Here is an 18,364-nt window from a genome sequence, read left to right on the forward strand (position 1 = left end):
CGACTCCTCCTGCGGCTCCCGCACTCAGCGGACGAACGTGCGGGCGCTCGCCGAGGCGACCGTGCAGGTCGTGGTGAAGGTCTCGACCGTTCCCGACAGCGTGACCCGGGCGTTGCCGACCCCCGCGGGAACGACCACCCCGTCCGACGCGAGCGGGCTGCCGACCGCGGTCGCGAAGTGGTGCACGGTGTCACCCGCGCGTCCCGAGACCGTCAGGTCGAGCTCCATCCCCAGGATCGGACCGGTACGCGAGGCCACCCTCCACTCCACGGCGACGAGCCCCGCGCCGCGCCCGGTCGTCGTGAGGGTCAGCGATCCGCATTCCTCGCCGCCCACGGCCTCGGTCGGCAGTGGCCGGTCTTCGGGGGTGTCCTGCACGCCGCAGAGGTCGAGGTCGTGCATCTCGGCGTAATCGCGGCCGTTCGGCGTCACTCGCGAGCAGTCCGCCAGCAGGGCGACCGTGTCGCTCGCGCTCAGCGGGTCGAAGCGCGCCACGGCAGAGGCCGGGGCGGGGGAGCCGGTCGCCAGCGCGGCGCTCAAGACGCTCACGGCGACCGCGTACGCGAGGCAATGGCGCATGACAGATCCTTCCCGGGCCTGAGGCTATCCGCCGTTCGCGGCGGCGGCGCACTCACGGTTTCGTCGACACCGTCACCGTGAACTTGCGATCGCGGGCGACCTGACGCGTGGGGCCCACCAGTCGGGTCAACGCCGGTCGGTACTGCAGGGCCGAGTTCCACACCGTCCACAGCTCGCCGCCGGAGCGCAGCACCCGGGCCGCGTCCGAGAACATGCGGGGGGCGACTCCCTCGTGGATGGCGGCGCCCACGTGGAACGGCGGGTTCAGCGCGATGAACGAGGCGGAAGCCTCGGGCTGCGAGCGCAGAAGGTCGTCGCGCACGACCTCGATTCGGTCGGCGACGCCGTTCGCGTCGGCGGTCGCCCGCGCCGAGGCGACGGCGATCGCCGACTGGTCGCTCGCGATCACGCGAAGGGAGGGATGCCGGACGGCGAGGGCTGCGGCGACCGCGCCGGTGCCGCAGGCCAGGTCGATGGCGTCGTCGCCGCTCGGTGCCGGCAGGTGCGCCAGCAGCAGGCGGGTGCCGATGTCGATCGAGGCGCCGGCGAAGGCACCGCCGAAGGCGCGGATCTCGAGACCGTCGACCGTGGCACGCTCGGGCTGGGGCTCGGCGCCGTCACGGGGGCCGCGGGCGAGGAGCACACGGGACTTCTGTCGGGCGTGAGAGACGTCGACCCGGTCGAAGTACTCGCGCAGCACCTCGTTCATGGTGACCGTCATGTGCTTGAGGCGGCCGCCCGCGAACACGACGACGTCGGGGTGGGCGTGCAGCGCGATCAGCCCGGCGATGTCACGGAGCTCGCGCAGCGAGCGGGGGAGGCGCAGCAGCACGACGCGCGCGTCGGCGAGCAGGGCGGCATCCCGGTCCCGCGAGACGAACGTGTCGGACAGGCCCGCGGTCTCGGCGTTCGCCGCCAGGGCCTTCTCGCCGATGACGCCGTCCTGGTGCACGCGGATGCCACGGGCGCCGGCGTCGGCCGCGGCGAGCGTGAGCGCGCCGTAGTCGTCGCCGATCACCACCAGCTGACCGTCGACGGCGGCGGCGCGGGCCTCGGCCGATTCGTCGAGGATCAGTCGATCGGCCGCGTCGGCGGCGTACAGCTCGGGCCCTTCGAGATCGGGCCAGCGGCGGAGGGATTCGAAGGAGAAGGGCACCGTGCCACGGTACCCGCTGCTCCTGGCCTCAGGCGCGGCGGTTGGCCGCCGCCGCCGCGGAGGCCAGGTCGGCGAGCACGGGCGGCACGTCGTCGGACGGCACCACGGCCTGCACCAGCGTCAGGCCCGTCGCCGAGCGCGCCGTTGCCAGGGCCTCGGTCAGCGCGCCGACGGTGTCGACGCGCACGCCGACACTCGTGCCGGTGGGGTCCATGGCGGCGAGGAGGGCCGTCCAGTCCCACGTGGCGATGTCGTTGTACCGCTCGTGCAGCCCGTGGATCACCCGTTCGACGGTGTACCCGGCGTTGTCGACGACCACGATCACGGCGGGGATGCCCTGGCGCACGAGCGTGCCGAGCTCGCCGACCGTGAGCTGAGCGGCGCCGTCGCCGATGAGCAGCACGGGACGCCGTTCGGGGCGGGCGAGGGCCGCGCCGAGGATCGCGGGAAGGGTGAAGCCGATGGCCGCCCACAGCGGCTGGCCGCCGAAGACCACGCCGTGAGGGAGGCGTTCGCCGGCCATGCCGTAGAACGACGTGCCCTGGTCGGCGAGCACGGTGTCGCCGTCGCGCAGGAAACCGGCGATCTCGCGCCACAGCGCCGTCTGGCTCAGCGTGGCCGAGGGGTCGAGGGGCTCGCGTGCGGCCGGCACCACGTCGACCGCGGGGGCGCGGAAGCGATCGCCCTGTGCGGCGAGGGCGTCGGCGACGGCGTCGAGCGCGTCGCGCATCGCGAGCGGGCGGAAGTCATCGTCTCCGACGCGCGTGTGCTCGCCGCGGATCTCGACCGTGCGTGCCGGATCGATGCGCTGCGAGAAGAACCCGCTGGTGAGGTCGGTGAACTGCACACCCGCCATGACGAGCAGATCGGCGGTCTCGATCCCGTCGCGCACGGCGGGGGCACTGGCTGCGCCGAGGTACGACCCCAGGTAAGCCGGAGCCGACTCGTCGACGACTCGGCGCCCCCACAGCAGCGAGGCGTGCGGCACGCCCTGCGCGAGCACGCGGTGCAGGGACGGTTCGGCCGACAGACGCGCGACGAGGATGTCGGCGAGCACCGAGACCGAGTCGGCCACCTCGAGGCGGGCACCCAGCGCATCGCGGAACCGGGCCAGCACGGCGGGGTCGGTGACGACGTCGGGGGCGGGAAGCGCCGCGGCCGGGGGAGAAGCCGGAGCCTCGCTCACATCGGCCGGGATGAGCAGATACCCCGGCAGGCGCCGATGGCGCACCTCGGCGAGCACACGGTCGATCTGGGTCGTGGCATCGGTCGCCGACAGCACCTCGTGCGCCGCGGTGACCTCGGCGGTCATGCGGGCGAAGTGGCCGAAGTCGCCGTCGCCGAGCGAGTGGTGGCTCGCACGGCCCGCCGCCTGGACGGCGGTGGTCGGTGCGCCGACGACGTGGAGCACGGGAACGTGCTCGGCGAAGCTGCCCGCCACCGCGCTGATGGCCGAGAGCTCACCCACGCCGAAGGTCGTGCTGAGGGCACCGAGACCGTGCAGGCGGGCATAACCGTCGGCGGCGTACCCGGCACCGAGCTCGTTCGCGCACCCCACCCACTCGATCAGCGGATGCCGCTCGACATGGTCGAGGAACGCGAGGGTGAAGTCACCGGGAACGCCGAACAGATGACGGACGCCCGACTCGGCGAGCCGATCGAGCAGGTAATCGGCCACCGTGTACGTCGACATCGTCGCCCGCGCTCTCTGCCGTGTGCCGTGCCGCCGAGCGGCTTACCGGGTGCCGAAGTGGAAGGGGAGAGCCAACGACGCCGAGACCAGGATGATGCCCAGGGCGAAGAACAGCGCGGGGGCTGCGAGCGAGAACGAGAGGCCGGTGAGCAGCATGCCCCCGACGAACAGGATGAGCGAGACGATGAACATGAAGATCCCTTCGGTCGGTCCAGGCTATCGCGCCGGGTCGGCCGGCGGGACCGCGACGGGGCGCGGCGCGGCGGGTCGACGGGGCATCTCGTCGAGAGCGGCGTGCGCCCAGAGGGTGCTGCCCGCGACGGCGGCGGGCATGACCGCGACGGCACCGAGGGGCACCAGGAAGCACAGCTGCGTGGCGACCCCGAAACCGAGGGCGCGAGCGCGATGGGCGCGCAGGATGTCGCGGCGCGCGCGGCGATCGAGACCCCGCGCCGACAGGGCGCGCGAGGTGAGCTCGTCGGCGAGCAGCCAGCCGGTCAGCACCACTCCGGTGACGAAGCCCAGGACGCCGCCGACGAAGGGGATGAGCCCGAGCAGCCAGGCCGCCGCTGCGGCGAGGATGCCGCGGGAGATCAATCGGACGCTGTCGCCCACGGCGCGCCAGAACCCGTAGTCGGTGTCGGGGACGCGACCCGTGTGACTGCGTTCCGTGGCGCGCCAGATGCGGTCGTAGAACGGCTCGCCGACCAGCAGCGTGACGGCGGTGAACGACACGACGACGAGCAGCAGGGCCGCGCCGAACGACGCGAGGCCCAGGGCGGTGCGGGCCGCGTCGGCCCAGAACGGCACCCAGTCGTCGGCGAACGGCGTCCAGCCCACGACGAGGCCGGGCAGAGCGAAACCCCACGCGACGAGAGCTGCGGCGAAGACCAGGCCGACCACCGTTCCCGGGATGAGTCCGAGGGCCATCGCGCCGGGCGTGCGGCGCCACTGACCGAGGCCGCGGGCCAGGAGCCCGGCGCCGGAGAGGAATTCGCGCATGCCGACGAGTGTGGCAGAACCCCCCGACATCACAGGCGACCCTTGCGCGTCTCCGCCCCTCGCGGTGCCTCCGGTCCTCACGCGCTTCTCCGGGGCCCGGGCGCCTCGGTGACGATGTCGGAAGCCGCTGCCACGATGTCGGTATGCGCCTTCGCACGACGTCCACGCAGCGCACGTACCGGTACGTGCGCCTGGCGCTGATCGGCGCGACGGTCTTCCTCGCCCTCTCGGTCGGTATCGAGATCGCGGGCGGCGACCCGCTGCCGTCGATCAGCTCGGCGTACTACACGCCCGCCGGACCGGTGTTCGTCGGGGCGCTGAGCGCCATCGCCCTCGCGCTGCTGGCGCTGTCGGGGCGAAGCCTCGAGCAGGCTCTGCTCGACGTCGCCGCGGTCCTCGCCCTCGCGATCGCCTACCTGCCCACGGCGGTCGCGGGGCCCGGCTCGGGCTGCCCCGGGGCGACGGCGTGCGTTCCCGACGCGGTGATGCCGACCGTGGTCAACAACGCCGTGGCCGTGGCATCCGTCGTGCTGCTCGGGGTCATCGCCGCACTGATCCTCGCCCGGGTGCAGGGCACGACGAGTCGCGGGGTGACGCTGACGGCGGCGACGGTCGCGGCGCTGGTGGTCGCCGGTGCGGTCTGGGCGGGGGTGTCGCCGACGTCGTTCCTCGTGATCGTGCACGAGGCGGCCGCCGTGGGGTTCTTCCTCCTCATCGCCGCTGTCGCCGCCCTCGCCGCGTGGCGCCCGCATCCGCGCTCGTCGCGCGGGCGGGGTGTTCGCCTCGCGTACGGCGCGGTCGCCGTGGCCATCGTTCTGACGCTGGCGGCTCTCGTGGGGGCGCTTCTCGCGGGCGTCGACACGGCGGCCGTTCCGGTGATCCTGTGGGGGGAGGCCGTCTCAGTAGCGCTGTTCGCCGTGTTCTGGCTGGTGCAGACGATCGAGCTATGGAACGAGGTCGATCCGACGTTGCGCTTGTGACCGGGAATACGCCGCGAGCAGCGGCGTTACCTTGATACGTCGACGCTCAAGTATCAAACTTGAGTCCGTTGCACTCACGTATCAGGAGACGGAATTGCCCGAGAATGTCACCCCCGGCGCCGCAGACGACGGCGCCCAGTCGTTCGATGAGTTCCTCGCGCGCTACCTGGCGGGCGAGCAGGCGCGCGCCGAACGCTCGATCGATCTGAGCCGCTTCCTCAGCGCCCGCACCCAGGACGCCCTGCAGGCCGCCGGCCGCTTCGCGCTCGGCCGCGGCCAGCGCGAGCTCGACGCTCTGCACGTGCTGCACGTCCTAGTGGGACGATCCCCCGCGAACGAGGCCGTCGCGCGCCTGGGAGCCGACCCCGCCGCCATCGCCCGCGCGGCCGAGAGCCGTCTGCCGGCGGCCGGTCCTGCCGCCGACGTCGACGGTGCGGTCGTCGCGGGTTCGGTGCAGCGCGCGCTGTTCCACGCCTTCCAGGTCGCCCGCGCGGCCGGATCGACCTACGTCGACCCCGACCACCTCTTCTTCGCCCTCGTCCTCGCTCAAGACGCCCCCGCCGGCCAGATCCTCGCCCAGGCCGGAGTCACCGCCGAAGCCCTGACCCAGGGCGTGCGTGAGACCGTCGTCGGCGGCGACGAGGTCGACGCGCCCGCCGAGTCGGCATCCGTCACCCCGAACCTCGACCGCTTCGGCACCGATCTCACGGCGCGCGCGGCCGCGGGCGCACTCGACCCGGTGATCGGGCGCTCCGACGAGATCGAGCAGACCCTCGAGATCCTCAGCCGTCGCACGAAGAACAACCCCGTGCTCATCGGCGAGGCCGGCGTGGGAAAGACCGCCGTCGTCGAGGGACTCGCGCGGGCGATCGTCGCCGGTGACGTGCCCGAGCAGCTGCGCGACACGCGTGTGGTCTCGATCGATCTCGCCGCCATGCTCGCCGGAGCGCGGTACCGCGGCGACTTCGAAGAGCGCCTCACCCAGACGCTCGACGAGATCGCGGCATCCGACAAGCTCGTGGTCTTCATCGACGAGGTGCACACACTCGTCGGTGCGGGCGGCAGCGGCGACGGGTCGATGGATGCCGGCAACATCCTCAAGCCCCGCCTGGCCCGCGGCGACGTGCACCTGATCGGCGCCACCACCCTGCGCGAGTACCGCACGATCGAGAAGGACCCCGCACTCGAGCGCCGTCTGCAGCCCGTGCGCGTGGGGGAGCCGTCGATCCCGGATGCCGTGGAGATCCTGCACGGGCTCCGCGCGGCCTACGAGCAGCACCACGCCGTGTCCTACACCGACGACGCCCTCCGGGCCGCCGTCGAGTTGAGCGACCGGTACCTGCCCGACCGCGTGCTGCCCGACAAGGCGATCGACCTCATCGACCAGGCGGGCGCCCGTCTGCGGCTGAAGCTGGGCGTGCGCGTCGACACCACGGATCTGCTCGCCCGACTCGCGACCCTCGAGGCCGACAAGAACGCCGCCGTGTCGGCCGAGCACTACGAGGAAGCCTCACGTCTGCGAGACGAGATGGCCGATGTGCAGGCGCGGCTCGACGCGGCCACCACCCGGCCGCGATCGGCTGCGGTGGTCGACGAGCCCGAGATCGCCGCGGTGATCAGCCGGTCCACCGGGATTCCCGTCGCTCGCCTCACGGCCACCGAGCGCGGCCGCCTGTCGCAGTTGGAGGACGAACTGCACGCCCGGGTCATCGGGCAGGCCGATGCCGTCGCGGCCGTCGCCAAGGCCGTGCGCCGCAACCGCACGGGCATGGGGGATGAGAGCCGTCCCGTCGGATCGTTCCTGTTCCTCGGCCCCACCGGCGTCGGGAAGACCGAACTGGCGAAGGCCCTGGCGGGCTCGCTCTTCGACGACGACGCCGCCGTGATCCGATTCGACATGAGCGAGTTCGGCGAACGTCACACGGTGTCGCGGCTGATCGGTGCCCCTCCCGGATACGTCGGCTACGACGAGGCCGGCCAGCTCACCGAGCGCGTGCGTCGCGCTCCCTACTCGGTGGTGCTGTTCGACGAGATCGAGAAGGCCCACCCCGACGTCTTCACCCTGCTGCTGCAGGTGCTCGACGACGGTCGTCTCACCGACGGCCAGGGGCGCACGGTCGACTTCCGCAACACCGTGATCGTGATGACCTCCAACCTGGGCGCCGAGGTGCTGGCATCCCGTTCCGGGGCGATCGGTTTCACCACGACCGGCCGCGAGTTCGCCGACGACGATCTGCGCGATCGCGTGATGGGAAAGCTCCGCGAGGCCATGCGGCCCGAGTTCCTCAACCGCATCGACGACATCGTGCTGTTCCGCAAGCTCGAGAAGACGCAGCTGCGCCGGATCGTGCGCCTGCTGCTCGACGCGACCTCGCGCCGACTCTCGGCACGGGGCGTCGCGCTCGACGTCACCGACGCGGCCGTCGACCGGCTGGCCGAGGTGGGCTACGAGCCCGAGTACGGAGCCCGGCCCCTGCGCCGCGTCATCCAGCGCGAGGTCGACGATCGCGTCGCCGACCTGTTCGTGTCGGGAGACCTGGTCGACGGCGGAGCGGTGACGGTGGATGCCACCCCCACGGGTTTCGTGGTCGGGGCGGCCGCACAGGCGCTCGCGGCGTAAGACAGGACGAACGCCCCGGGACCTCGGTCCCGGGGCGTTCGTCGTCTGTGGGCGCGCCGCAATGGTGGTCCCTCGGATGGCCCGGCCCGTGAAGGACCCAGCTGGATCGGCACGACTCGCGCCACCCCCTCGCCCGATGTCGGAGGGGCCCGGCAGAGTAGACGCATGAGTCGTATCGGCACGATCTTCAGCCCGTACCCGCACCCGCCCGAGAAGCTGCGTGACGCTGCGCGCGCGGCCGAAGACGCGGGGGTCGACGAGCTGTGGCTCTGGGAGGACTGCTTCCGCTCGTCGGCGTGGGCGGCCGCCGCTGCGGCGCTCGCCGTCACCGATCACCTGCGCATCGGCATCGGGATCGCCCCCCTTCCGTTGCGAAACGTCGCCGCGTCGGCGATGGAGGTCGCCACGATCGAGCGCATGTTCCCCGGGCGTCTGCTGCCCGGCTTCGGCCACGGGGTGCAGGACTGGATGCGACAGGTCGGGGCGAAGGCCGCCTCGCCCCTGACGCTCATGCAGGAGCACCTGCCGGCCCTGCGGTCTCTGCTTGCGGGCGAGACGGTGAGCACCGAGGGACGCTACGTGAAGCTGCGCGACGTCGCTCTCGACTGGCCGCCCGCTCAGGCGCCGCTCGTGTACGCCGCGGCCGAGGGGCCCAAGACGCTGGCGCTCGCGGGTGCCGTGGCCGACGGGGTGGTGCTCGACAGCAGGCACACCGTCGCCGAGATCGCCTCCGCGGTCGCGACCGTGCAGGCGGGGCGGGCCGAGGCCGGCCGCGAGGGTCGGGCCGACATCGTGGCCTACGTGCTCACCGCCTTCGGTCCCGACGCGCGCGCTCGTGCCACCGCGGTGCTCGCCGATCGCGACGATGCCGCCGACCGGGTCCTCGCCGGCTCGGTGTCCGAGGTCGCTGAGGGGGTCGCGCGCTTCCAAGCGGCCGGCGTCGACGACGTCGTGCTCCTGCCGACCGACGACGTCGACCTGGCGGCGTTCTTCTCGGCGGTGGGCCAGGTCGCGGTGGCCGTTCCCCACGCCGGAGGCGTCTCGTGACACGGGGTGCCGTCTCTCTCGGTCTCGCCGGCTCGCTGGGCCCCGAGGCCATCGCCGAGATCGCTCCGGCGGTCGAGAGCGCCGGCTTCGACACGCTCTGGATCAACGACACCCCCGACGGCGATGCCCTCGCCGCCCTCGCGGCCGCGGGCCGCGTGACCGAACGCCTGCGTCTGGCCACGGGCGTCGTTCCCGTCGACCGGCGCCCCGCCGACGAGATCGCCGCCGCGGTGGCATCGCTCGGTCTTCCGCTGGACCGCCTGACCCTCGGCATCGGCTCGGGAATGGCGAAGCAGGGCGCGCTCGCGCGGGTGCGCGGGGCCATCGAGGTGCTGCACGCCGCGGATATCCCACGGGTGCTCGTCGGGGCGCTGGGCCCGAAAATGCGTCGCACGGGCGCCGAGCACGCCGAGGGCGTGCTGTTGAACTGGGTGCCGCCCACCGAGGCGCACGCGCAGTCCGAGGCGCTGCACACGGTCGCTCCCTCCGCGCACGTCGCGGTCTACGTGCGCACGGCGATCGACTCGGCCGCGCGCGAGCGTCTCGACGCCGAGACGGCCCGTTACGCCTCGTTCCCGAACTACGCGGCCAACTTCGCACGGATGGGGGTGGATGCCGTCGACACGACGATCCGCGATGCCGCCGAGCTGGGTGACGCGCTCGCGGCGTACACGGCGGCCGCCGACGAGGTCGTGCTGCGCGCGATCGTGCCCGAAGACACCGTCGAGGCGTACGTCGACTTCGCCCGGCGCGTGGCTCCCGCGCCCGGCTGAGCGATCCGGCGCGCCGGAGGGCGGGCAGGTGCCACCGCGTGTTGCCGGCGGGCGCCGCCGTCACGGTGCGTACTTCGGCTGTCGCACCGGACCGTGCGGGAGGGGCACCTTCCGGGCTCCCGAACGGAAACAGTCCGTCACGGAATTTCTCGCGACGGGCGCGGCGTTGTGAGACTGATGATGATGTCCTCCTCGCCCCCCACCGCCTCGAACGACACGGCTCCGGCCGCCCACGCCCAGTGGATCGCCGCGCGCCATGCCGCCGTCACCGCCCCGCAGGGGCCGCTCGCTCTCGTCCTGACTCACTGGTCGCCCGCCGGCACCCCGGCCGTCGACGACGCCGCCGCCCGCGCGGGTCATCCCGACGACGCGCTGCTCACCCGCCTGCAGCGCGCCGACATCGACTCGGGCGAGACGCAGCAGGGGTACCGCATCTGGCGGCGCGATTCCCCCGCCAACCAGGCGTTCGAGGCGATCGAGACCTACGACTACGACCCGTCGTGGGTTCTGCGGGGACGCTTCGAGCTCGTCGACGAAGAGCGCGTGGTTCCGTTCGAGCACATTCGCGATGACGGTGCGACGCGCGCCCTCCCCGTCTCGGGCGATCTGGTCTTCGAGGTCGACGGTCGCGAGTTCCGCCTGGCCGCCTTCGACACGACCTACGCGGGCACGGCCAAGCTGCAGCTGGTGTTCGGCGATGCGACCAACGGCGTGGAGAGCTACGGCGCCGGGCGTTTCCTCTTCCTCGACCGCCCGGCATCCGACCGCCCCCTGGCCGCGGGAGAGAGCGTCGAGATCGACGTCGACTTCAACCGCGCCATCGTCCCGCCGTGCGGCTTCTCGAGCCAGATGAACTGCCCGCTTCCGCCCCCGCAGAACCGTCTGCCGTTCCCCGTTCGCGCGGGCGAGAAGCGCGTGCGCTTCGAGGGCGACTTCCACCCCTGACCCGATCCGGATGCCGCCAGCCCCCTGGCATCCCTCACCCCGCTCCACCCGCGCCCACAGCACTCGGCGCGTCCCCGCCCCTCACCACCAGAAGGAATCGACGTGTCCTCACGCTTCCGCTCCACCCGCCTCGGCGCCGCCATCGCGGTCGCCACCGCCGGACTGCTCGTTCTCGCCGGATGCGCCGCCGGAGGCGGCTCCGCCACGGGCGACGGCTCCGCCTCGGGCGGTGCGTCCGACCCGCAGGCCGAGATCGTCGTCGGCTCGCAGAACGAGCCCACCAACCTCGACCAGATCTTCGGCGGGTCGTCGGGCGTCACCGAGGTGTTCACCGGCAACGTCTACGAGGGTCTGTTCAAGATCACCGACGACGCCGAGGTCGAGCCCCTGCTCGCGGCCGAGACCGCGGTGTCGGACGACGGCCTGACCTACACGTTCACGCTGCGCGACGCCACCTTCCACTCGGGCAAGGCCCTCACCGCCGCCGACGTGGTCTACAGCCTGGAGCGCTTCATCGGCGACGACTCCATCGCCGCGCGCAAGCGTCAGCTGAGCGTCATCGACACCGCGACCGCGGTGGACGATTCGACGGTCGAGGTGACGCTGAAGCAGCCGTCGATCAGCTTCACCTACAACCTCGGCTACGTCTGGATCGTCAACTCCGAGGCGGGCGACCTCACCGCCACCGCCGACGGCACCGGCCCCTACGAGCTGGCCGACTACCGCAAGGGCGACTCGATCAGCCTCGACGTGTTCCCCGACTACTGGGCGGACGCGCCCGCCAACGGAGGCGTCGTCTACCAGTACTACGCCGACCCCACCGCGCTGAACAACGCGCTGCTCACCGGCGCCGTCGACCTCGTCACCAGCCAGGCCAACCCCGACAGCCTGGCCGAGTTCGAGGCGGCGGGCTTCCAGATCATCGAGGGCACCTCCACCACCAAGGAGCTGCTCGCGTTCAACGACCGCATCGAGCCGTTCAACGACGTGAAGGTGCGCAAGGCGATCTACTCGGCGATCGACCGGCAGAAGCTGCTGGATGCCATCTGGGACGGCCGCGGCCAGCTCATCGGCTCGATGGTCCCGCCGTCGGAGCCGTGGTACATCGACCTCGCCGACAACAACCCCTACGACCCGGCCCTCAGCGCGCAGCTGCTCACCGAGGCGGGGTACGCGGGCGGGTTCACGTTCTCGATCAAGACGCCCGACTCGGGCGTGCACTCCACGGTCGCCGAGTTCCTGAAGTCGGAGCTGGCCAAGGTCGGCATCACGGTCGACATCGAGATCATCACCGACGACCAGTGGTACCAGCAGGTCTACACCGACAAGGACTTCCAGGCGACGCTCCAGGGCCACGTCAACGACCGCGACATCAACTTTTACGGCAACCCCGACTTCTACTGGGGCTACGACAACGCCGATGTGCAGCGGTGGCTGGCGGAGTCCGAGGCGGCCGGCAGCGTCGAGGAGCAGACCGCGCTCATCCGTCAGGTCAACCAGCAGATCTCCGACGACGCCGCGAGCGTCTGGCTGTACCTCAACCCGCAGCTGCGCGTGGCCGCGCCCGGCGTGACGGGCGTGCCCGAGAACGGCCTGAACTCGTTGTTCTACGTCTACGGCATCCAGAAGGCCTGATCATCGGGCGATATCTGATTCGACGGACAGGATTGCTGCTGCTGGCGTTCTCGCTGGCCGTGGTGATCCTGTTCGTCGTGCTGCGTGTGCTCGGCAATCCCGTCTTCGCTCTCATCTCGGTGGGGGCGACGGATGCCGAGATCCAGGCGGCGGCAGCCCGGTTGGGCGTCGACCGGCCGATCTGGGAGCAGTTCGTCGACTACGTCGGCCAGCTCGCGACACTCGATCTGGGGCAGAGCTTCACCAACCGACTGTCGGTGGGCGACGAGATCCTCCGTCGACTGAACGTCACCCTGCCGTTGACGCTGCTGTCGTTCGCGCTGTCGGTCATCATCGCGGTGCCGGTCGGGTTCCTCGCGGCGTGGAAGTCGCGCACCTGGTACGGCACCACCTTCTCGGCGTTGTCGCAGCTGGGCGGAGCCGTGCCGGTCTTCTGGGTCGGCATCCTGCTCGTGGGCGTGCTCTCGCTGAACTGGCGGTTGTTCCCCGCCGGTGGCTTCCCCCGTCGCGACTGGGAGGATCCGGGCGCCGCTCTGTTCGCCCTGACCCTCCCCGTGCTGACCATCGCCATCGTCGCCGGCAGCGACCTGGCCCGCTACGTGCGCAGCGCGACGCTCGACGTGCTCGGCCAGCAGTACCTGCGCGCCGCCCGGGCCACGGGGCAGAGCTTCTCGACGGCGCTGTGGCGACACGGCATCCGCAACGGGGTCGTGCCGGTGATCTCGATCCTCGCCATCCAACTGTCGACGACGTTCGTCGGCGCGGTCATCATCGAGCGCGTGTTCGCCCTCCCCGGACTCGGGGACATGCTCCTCGTCGCCATTCGCGAGCAGGACTTCCCCAGCGTGCAGGGAGTGATCCTGTTCTCCACCGCCCTCGTGCTGCTGCTCGGCTTCGTCGCCGACGTCGCTCAACGTCTCATCGACCCGCGCCTGCGGGGGACGCTGTCGGGCAACCGCCGGGCGAAGGCCGTCGCATGAGCGCCGTTCCCCCCGTCGTCATCGTGGCGCAGCGCCCCGCCCCCCGGCGTCGCCGCTCGCTGAACCTGACGATCGGCGCGGTCTTGTTCGGCGCGATCGCGGTCATCGCGATCGTCTCGTCGTTCTGGACGCCGTTCGCCCCCGAAGACACCGGCGGTGGCCGTCTGCTCCCACCGGGCGCGGAGCACTGGGCGGGCACCGACCGGCTCGGTCGCGACCTCTTCTCTCAGCTGATGATCGGGGCGCGCCTGGCGATGCTCGTGGGCGTCGGGTCCGTCGTGATCGCCGCGGTCGTCGGTATCGTCGTCGGCCTCGTCGCCGCGGTGACAGGTCGCGTGATCGACGACGCGATCTCGAGCCTTCTCGACATCGCGATCGCCTTCCCCACGCTGCTGCTGGCCATGCTCATCGTCGCGTGGCGCGGAGCGTCGGTGGAGTCGGCGATCCTCGCGATCGGCCTCGCCGGATCCGCCGTGATCGCGCGGCTGACCCGCGTCACGGCCGTTCGGGTGCTCGGGCGGGATTTCGTCACGGCAGCCCGCACGTCCGGCACCGGCACCTTCGGCATCGTCTGGCGGCACGTGCTTCCGAACGTCTGGCCGACGCTGATCGTGCCGCTGGCCCTCCAGTTCGGCGGCGCCGTGATCGCCGAGGCGTCCCTGTCGTACCTCGGCCTGGGCTCGCCGCCGCCGAACGCGTCCTGGGGCCGCATGCTGCAGGAGGCCCAGAGCACCGTGACGATCGCTCCGACGGCGGCGCTGCTCCCCGGCATCCTGCTCGTCGCCACGATCGTCGGCATCAACCTGCTCGCCGACGGCGTGCGCGACGTGGCCGACCCCGCCTCGAGGAGCATCCGATGACCGCGCCCCTGCTCGAGTTCGATGACCTCGGCGTCGATCTCGACGACCGCGCCCTCGTCGAATCCGTCTCGCTCTCGGTCGCCCCGGGCGAGCGGGTCGGCATCATCGGCGAGTCCGGGTCGGGCAAGTCGCTCACCGCCCTCGCCGCGCTGGGCCTGCTCGCCCATCCGCTCCGTGCCCGCGGAGCGGTTCGCGTCCGCTCGTCGGAGGGCGTCGTGGATGCCGTGGCGGCATCGCAGCGCACGCTCGACGGCGTCCGGGGCACGGTCCTCGGCGCGGTGTTCCAGGAGCCGTTGGCCTCGCTCGATCCGCTCATGCGCGTGGGCGGACAGCTCGCCTGGCCCCTGCGCCGGCACCGGGGACTGCGCGGTGATGAGCTGAAGCGCGCCGTCCTCGACGCGCTCGCCGACGTGAAGCTCGCCGAGCCCGAGCGCGTCGCGCGGTCGTACGTCCACGAGATCTCGGGCGGCCAACGCCAGCGCGTCGCGATCGCCCTCGCCCTCGCGGGCTCTCCCGACCTGCTCATCGCCGACGAGCCGACGACCGCCCTCGACGTGACGGTGCAGGCCGGCGTCCTCGATCTGCTGCAGCGCGAGGTCACCGAACGCGGCATGGCGCTGTTGTTCATCAGCCACGACCTCCCCGTGGTCACCAGGATGACCGACCGGGTGCTCGTGATGAAGGGCGGGCGACAGATCGAGGTCGCCGACACCGCGACGCTCGTCTCGGCGCCGGTCGAGCCCTACACGCGCGAGCTCGTCGCCGCATCCCGCGCCCTCGACGATCTGCTGCCGAAGGAGACGCGATGACGGTCCCGATCCTGTCGCTCGATCACGTCGACTTCGCGTACCGGGCCGACCGCCCCGTGCTGACAGACGTGTCGTTGGCGATCGCCCCCGGCGAGAGCGTCGGCCTGGTGGGGGAGTCGGGAGCCGGCAAATCGTCGCTGCTGCAGCTCGCGCTCGGACTCCGCGCGCCCACGAGAGGCACCGTCCACTTCGAGGGCGCGCCGCTGCCCGCTCGCCGCGTGGCGCTGCGGGCCTTCCGCCGGGCCGTGCAACCGATCTACCAAGACCCCTTCTCGTCGCTCGACCCGCGCATGAAGGTCGGCGACGCCATCGCCGAACCGCTGCGATCGCTCGGCATCGAGGGCGACCGGCGCGCCCGGGTGGCGGGCCTGCTCGCCGACGTGGGGCTGCCCGCCGACGCGGCCGAGCGCTACCCCGACGCGTTCTCGGGCGGCCAGCGACAGCGGATCGCCATCGCCCGCGCGCTCGCCCCGTCGCCGCGGTTGCTGCTGGCCGACGAGCCCGTCAGCGCCCTCGACACGAGCGTGCGCATGCAGGTGATCGACCTGCTCCGCTCGCTCGCCCGCGAGCGCGGCATCGGCATGCTGCTCGTCTCGCACGACCTCACGATCGTGTCGGCCCTGTGCGCGCGGATCGCCGTGCTCGAGGGCGGCCGGATCGTCGAGGTGGGCGAGACGGCCGAGGTGCTCTCGCGCCCGCAGCATCCCTATACGACCCGACTGCTGGCCTCGGTACCGAGGCTTCCCCTCTGAGCTGAACGGCCCGGAGCGGCAGCGTCGGGCGCGCGCGTCCTACGGCGACGGGCGTCACGGCGACAGGGGCGGCCGTCACCGCCGGTCGGCGAACGGGGCCAGTACGGCGGCGATGATCCGCCGCGCGCGGTCGCGCGCCATGCGGTCGTCGCCCTCCGCGCCCCGCGCGACGGCGATGCCGTCGAGGGTGGCCAGCAGCAATGCGGCGTCGTCGGGCGTGATGCCGGCGTCGGGATAGGCCTCCGTCAACAGGGTCTGGACGAAACCCTCGGCCGCTCGCCAGCCCTGCACGTGGATGTCGCGCACCCGGGGGTCCGTTCCGGCGCGCGAGGCGAAGGCCGTCCAGACGATGGCGTCGCGCGGACCGGCGTCGCCGAGGCAGGCCAGCTCCTCGCACACGGTGGAGAGGCGTTCCCGCGCGGTGGCCGCCTCGGCCAGTGCGGAGCGGATACGCGCGCGGAACAGGGCGTTCACGGCATCCATCGCCCCGATGATCAGCGCGGCGCGCGTGGGGAAGTGGTGCTGCACCGCCCCGACCGAGACGCCCGCCTCGGCGGCGACCTTGCGCACGCTCAGGTCGTCGGCCCCGCCCGTCGAGAGCACGCGCAGCACCGCCTCGGCGATGGCGTCTTTTCCTCCGCGCGCAGAAGAGGGGGCTGATTCATCCACCGTCGTAGGCTACGGTGAAGCCGTGAACAATACGAACGTATTGCCGGATCGGGGCCGTCTCGCCGCCCTCGACGTCGTGCGCGGAATCGCCATCGTCGGCACGCTCGCCACCAACGTCTGGGTCTTCTCGCACCCCTGGGGCCTGCTCGGCATGCTCAGTGCGCCGGTGCTGTCGAGCGAATCCTCCGCGGCGGCGACGACGCAGTTGGCCCTCATGGCGTTGGCGCAGGGCAAGTTCCTCGCCCTGCTCTCGCTGACCTTCGGGGTCGGACTCGCGATCCAGCACCGCTCGGCCGTGCGGCAGCAGCGACGGTGGCCCGGGCGCTATCTGTGGCGCGCCGCCCTGCTCTTCGTCGACGGCGTCGTGAACTACATCCTCATCGCCGAGTTCGACGTGCTGATGGGGTACGCCGTCACCGCCGCGGTCGTGTCGTTCCTGCTCCTGACGCGCCCGCGGGCCCAACGAGCCCTCATCGTCGTCTTCGGCGGCATCCACCTCGCGGTCATGTCGCTCCTCGTCCTGGTGCTGACCGTTCTTCCCGGGGCGGATGCCGACCTCCCGCTGCCGTCCGAGCCCAGCCCCTACGCCGACGCATCGTTCCTGGGTCTCGCCGCGTTCCGCCTCGACAACGCGGCGGTCTTCCGCGCCGAACCCGTGCTCATCGGCTTCCTCTCGCTCGCGATGTTCCTCGCCGGCGCTGCACTTCTGCGGGCGGGGGTGTTCTCGGCCGAGGGCGCTCGACTGCGTCGCCGACTCATGATCGCCGGGCTCTGCGCGGCTCCCGTCGACCTCGTCCTCGCGCTGTCGGCGACCTCCGCCGGGCTGCTGCTCGAGCGGTACGTGGTCGCCCCGGTCGTGGCTCTCGGCATCCTGGGGCTCGTGGTCGAGCTCTGCGTGCGTCGGGGCACCGGCGGGTGGTTCGCCCGCCGCGCCACCGAGATCGGCCGGGTCGCGCTCAGCGCCTACCTGCTGCAGAACCTCCTCGGCGGGGCGCTCTTCTACGGCTGGGGCTTCGGGCTCGCGTCCACCCTCGCGCCCTGGCGCGTGCCGGTGACGGTGGCGGCCTTCCTCGTGATCACCGCGGTCGTCGCCGCCGCGGCGCACCTGTGGCTTCGGCGGTTCTCGGCCGGTCCGGTCGAGTGGCTGTGGCGCGCGGCGGCCGACCTCGGCACGCGACCCCGCCGCGGCGGAGCATCCGCAACGCCGAGCGACCGCACCGATAGGGTGCCGTCGTGACCCTCTCTCTCCCCGGCCTTCCCGCCCTGCACTGGACCGGCGTCGACGGCGACGCCGAGTACGACGAGACCGCGCGCGCGCTCACCCTGCGGTCGGCCGGTGGCGTCGATTGGACCAACGACTCGGCGGGCGGTGCGGCCCAGCATGCCGCGACGGCGCTCGCCTTCGCCGCACCGGAGACCGACTTCGTCCTCTCGGCGCGTGTGCGCGTCGTCGGCGCGCGTTCGACCTTCGACGCGGGAGCACTCGCGCTCTGGTCCGATCCCGACCGGTGGGCGAAGCTCTGCAACGAGTACTCCCCGCAGGGGGAGGCCATGGTCGTCAGCGTCGTGACCGACGGGTTCTCCGACGATGCGAACGGGCCGGTCTTCACGACCGACGCGGTGTGGCTGCGTGTCGCGCGCACCGGCCCGGCCTTCGTCTTCCACTTCTCGCTCGACGGGGTGTCGTGGCACTTCGTGCGGGTGTTCCGCCTGGGTGCCGAGTCGACGGCGGTCGCGGTGGGCTTTCTCGCGCAGGCGCCGATGGGGCCCGACGCGACGGCGGTGTTCGACGAGATCGCCTTCGCGTCTCGCTCGCTGACCGACCTGCGCAACCTGAGCTGAGTCGCGACCCGCGCGGCGACCC

At 72.1% G+C, this 18,364-nt stretch carries 18 protein-coding genes; 12 read left to right on the top strand and 6 right to left on the bottom strand.

The features are described 5' to 3' along the window. Positions 1-24: 24 nt before the first annotated feature. From IFU40_RS14130 to IFU40_RS14150, 5 genes are read right to left on the bottom strand one after another with little or no spacing between them, the layout of a single operon-like run. Complete coding sequence (locus IFU40_RS14130; RefSeq protein WP_191926728.1) at positions 25-579, bottom strand: hypothetical protein; 555 nt, start codon at positions 577-579, stop codon at positions 25-27. A 52-nt stretch (positions 580-631) separates the two neighbouring features. After that, the gene (locus IFU40_RS14135) at positions 632-1,735 is read right to left on the bottom strand and encodes a methyltransferase (RefSeq protein ID WP_191926729.1); all 1,104 of its coding nucleotides are present in this window, start codon (positions 1,733-1,735) and stop codon (positions 632-634) included. A 28-nt stretch (positions 1,736-1,763) separates the two neighbouring features. Beyond that, a complete protein-coding gene (locus tag IFU40_RS14140; RefSeq protein WP_191926730.1) occupies positions 1,764-3,428 on the bottom strand; it encodes an alpha-keto acid decarboxylase family protein in 1,665 nt (554 codons plus the stop codon). A gap of 42 nt (positions 3,429-3,470) precedes the next feature. Next, entirely contained in the window at positions 3,471-3,620 is a 150-nt protein-coding gene (locus IFU40_RS14145; protein WP_013585971.1) for a hypothetical protein, read from the bottom strand. Positions 3,621-3,644: 24 nt separating this feature from the next. Beyond that, positions 3,645-4,430, bottom strand: coding sequence for an EI24 domain-containing protein (locus tag IFU40_RS14150; RefSeq protein WP_191926731.1), 786 nt, complete (start codon positions 4,428-4,430; stop codon positions 3,645-3,647). A 143-nt stretch (positions 4,431-4,573) separates the two neighbouring features. Between IFU40_RS14150 and IFU40_RS14155 the strand changes: the two genes are divergently transcribed. The 10 genes from IFU40_RS14155 (at position 4,574) to IFU40_RS14200 (ending at position 15,831) form a co-directional block, all read left to right on the top strand. Beyond that, complete coding sequence (locus IFU40_RS14155) at positions 4,574-5,410, top strand: hypothetical protein (protein ID WP_191926732.1); 837 nt, start codon at positions 4,574-4,576, stop codon at positions 5,408-5,410. 94 nt (positions 5,411-5,504) lie between these two features. After that, positions 5,505-8,030, top strand: coding sequence for an ATP-dependent Clp protease ATP-binding subunit (locus tag IFU40_RS14160; RefSeq protein WP_191926733.1), 2,526 nt, complete (start codon positions 5,505-5,507; stop codon positions 8,028-8,030). 165 nt (positions 8,031-8,195) lie between these two features. Further along, complete coding sequence (locus IFU40_RS14165; RefSeq protein ID WP_191926734.1) at positions 8,196-9,077, top strand: LLM class flavin-dependent oxidoreductase; 882 nt, start codon at positions 8,196-8,198, stop codon at positions 9,075-9,077. Next, positions 9,074-9,850 carry an LLM class flavin-dependent oxidoreductase gene (locus tag IFU40_RS14170; RefSeq protein ID WP_191926735.1) on the top strand — a complete coding sequence of 259 codons (777 nt, stop codon included), beginning with the start codon at positions 9,074-9,076 and terminating at the stop codon, positions 9,848-9,850. The genes IFU40_RS14165 and IFU40_RS14170 overlap by 4 nt, the downstream gene beginning before the upstream one ends. A 183-nt stretch (positions 9,851-10,033) precedes the next feature. Continuing rightward, positions 10,034-10,795 carry a DUF1684 domain-containing protein gene (locus IFU40_RS14175; protein ID WP_249404232.1) on the top strand — a complete coding sequence of 254 codons (762 nt, stop codon included), beginning with the start codon at positions 10,034-10,036 and terminating at the stop codon, positions 10,793-10,795. A gap of 102 nt (positions 10,796-10,897) precedes the next feature. Then, positions 10,898-12,430, top strand: a complete 1,533-nt coding sequence (locus tag IFU40_RS14180; protein WP_191926737.1) for an ABC transporter substrate-binding protein — start codon at positions 10,898-10,900, stop codon at positions 12,428-12,430. 32 nt (positions 12,431-12,462) lie between these two features. Continuing rightward, the gene (locus tag IFU40_RS14185; protein ID WP_249404233.1) at positions 12,463-13,410 is read left to right on the top strand and encodes an ABC transporter permease; all 948 of its coding nucleotides are present in this window, start codon (positions 12,463-12,465) and stop codon (positions 13,408-13,410) included. Continuing rightward, positions 13,407-14,270 carry an ABC transporter permease gene (locus tag IFU40_RS14190; protein ID WP_055937913.1) on the top strand — a complete coding sequence of 288 codons (864 nt, stop codon included), beginning with the start codon at positions 13,407-13,409 and terminating at the stop codon, positions 14,268-14,270. Before IFU40_RS14185 ends, IFU40_RS14190 begins: the two co-directional genes overlap by 4 nt. Then, positions 14,267-15,079 carry an ATP-binding cassette domain-containing protein gene (locus IFU40_RS14195; protein WP_191926738.1) on the top strand — a complete coding sequence of 271 codons (813 nt, stop codon included), beginning with the start codon at positions 14,267-14,269 and terminating at the stop codon, positions 15,077-15,079. The genes IFU40_RS14190 and IFU40_RS14195 overlap by 4 nt, the downstream gene beginning before the upstream one ends. Then, on the top strand, positions 15,076-15,831 hold the full coding sequence (locus IFU40_RS14200) for an ABC transporter ATP-binding protein (RefSeq protein WP_191926739.1): 756 nt from the start codon (positions 15,076-15,078) through the stop codon (positions 15,829-15,831). The genes IFU40_RS14195 and IFU40_RS14200 overlap by 4 nt, the downstream gene beginning before the upstream one ends. A 75-nt stretch (positions 15,832-15,906) precedes the next feature. Here IFU40_RS14200 and IFU40_RS14205 read toward each other — a convergent pair whose 3' ends face one another. Further along, a complete protein-coding gene (locus IFU40_RS14205; RefSeq protein ID WP_082509473.1) occupies positions 15,907-16,500 on the bottom strand; it encodes a TetR/AcrR family transcriptional regulator in 594 nt (197 codons plus the stop codon). A 22-nt stretch (positions 16,501-16,522) separates the two neighbouring features. Here IFU40_RS14205 and IFU40_RS14210 point away from each other — a divergent pair, with 22 nt between their 5' ends. Together IFU40_RS14210 and IFU40_RS14215 are read left to right on the top strand one after the other, a co-directional pair. After that, positions 16,523-17,737 carry a DUF418 domain-containing protein gene (locus IFU40_RS14210; RefSeq protein ID WP_342343537.1) on the top strand — a complete coding sequence of 405 codons (1,215 nt, stop codon included), beginning with the start codon at positions 16,523-16,525 and terminating at the stop codon, positions 17,735-17,737. Next, positions 17,734-18,342 (top strand): DUF1349 domain-containing protein, encoded by a 609-nt coding sequence (locus IFU40_RS14215; RefSeq protein ID WP_191926741.1) that lies wholly within the window; start codon positions 17,734-17,736, stop codon positions 18,340-18,342. Before IFU40_RS14210 ends, IFU40_RS14215 begins: the two co-directional genes overlap by 4 nt. The last annotated feature ends 22 nt before the right edge of the window (positions 18,343-18,364 follow it).

The organism is Microbacterium sp. CFBP 13617, from assembly GCF_014839445.1.
Classification (GTDB): domain Bacteria; phylum Actinomycetota; class Actinomycetes; order Actinomycetales; family Microbacteriaceae; genus Microbacterium.